Genomic DNA, 1,456 nt, shown 5'->3' on the forward strand with positions numbered 1-1,456 from the left:
TGATGGCGTTGAAGCGTCTGAGGCCGTGGGTGAAGGTGATGGGCCCTGGCGGGCGTTCCTTTTCGTAGCCGTTCCAGCCTCCGAGCCTGGCGATACACCAGGCGGCCCAGGCGAGCGTGTGCGTGGGGTGCGGGTTCTTCTGCTTTTGGGTCTTGCCTTCAAGCTTGGCGATGAGCACTTCCAGGACGGTGATCTCGGTGGGATCGAAGAGGTGTGCGGCCTGGAAGCGCTGGCCCGGCGAACCACGCCCGTGTACGAGTTGCATGACCTTGGTGGCGACGACCAGAGCGGTGGCGGCCAGACGTTCGAGTGCATCGCCGTCGGCGATGAGACTTTCCTCCAGATCGATGGCCTGCGACTTCACGGTCCGAAACAGCTGTTCGACGCTCCAACGCGAGCGATACAGGTCGACGATGCGGCAGGCATCGGCAAGCGTTTCGACGCTGTGGGTGGTCAACAGCCGCCAGATCACCGCGTCCTTGGCCGAAGGTGGATCGATCTCACGCACTTCCACCATGTTGAGCGTGAGTTCGCGCGGATCGCGGCTGTCGGCGCCAAGGCGGGGCTGGCGCAAGCTCACCGCGGTGAAGCGAACGGCCAGTTCGACGGTGCGGGCCGGCCGGCCGGGTCGGGCCTGCAGTTCGAAGGCAATGCGGCCGGCTTCCGGCGTCTTGGCGATCGCGCCGAACAGGCGCTCGCCCCGCGTGCCCAAGGCCCGATCCCGTACAGCGCGGATGAGCACATGGGTGCGCTCGTCGGGCAGCCTTGCAAACACTTCGTAGATGTCGGCCTCGCGGTCGCCGATCACCGTCATCTGCGGCGCGTCGGTCAGCGCCTGGCATGCCGCCTTGGCGGTGCCGATCCACTTGTGGCTTTCCTTGGCTTCGATCGGCAGCGCCTGGTAGTCATCCGCCTTCTCTGCCTCGCGCCGCCAGATCGTGGCGCCTGCAAGGCCAAGGACCGAGCCGTCCACGGCATCCACGGCCAACGCCGGATGCACGAACAGCCCGATATCCGTGCCATTGCCGACACGACCGAGGCCGCGCTTGCGCGAAGCCTTGGCTTCATAGTTGATCTCGCTGCTGTCCTCGATGATCAGCACGTGGCGGCCGGCGGCCAGTTCGGCGGTTCGCGCCGCCGCCGTGCGGATGATCTCTTGCGTGCTCACGTGGCGATTGCGAAACAGGCGTGTGAACGCGACCTTCTCGGCGCGCGTGTCGGCCAGCCGGCGCATGCCCGTGCTGACACGCGCAAACATGCGCTCCAGAACCATGCTCCCCTTTTTTGCAGGCGCAGGTCGCCGAAGTAGCCAAGCAACGAAGCCATCGTCAAAACCTCCAGAATCAACAATGGCGGCTACAGAATCACATACAATTCAACCGCTTCAAGCCATTTTCCGACGGCGCCTCTTCACGCTTGACCACAGCACGAAGCAAATGTGTGCGCACGCTAGCCC

General features: G+C 64.6%; 1 protein-coding gene. It reads right to left on the minus strand.

The genetic code is table 11. The features are described from left to right. The coding region (locus EOA38_RS36485) for an IS4 family transposase (RefSeq protein ID WP_189435178.1) at positions 1-1,258 on the minus strand (1,258 nt) is incomplete at its 3' end. Positions 1,259-1,456 lie beyond the last annotated feature (198 nt).

This window comes from Mesorhizobium sp. M1E.F.Ca.ET.041.01.1.1, from assembly GCF_003997355.1.
Classification (GTDB): Bacteria; Pseudomonadota; Alphaproteobacteria; order Rhizobiales; family Rhizobiaceae; genus Mesorhizobium.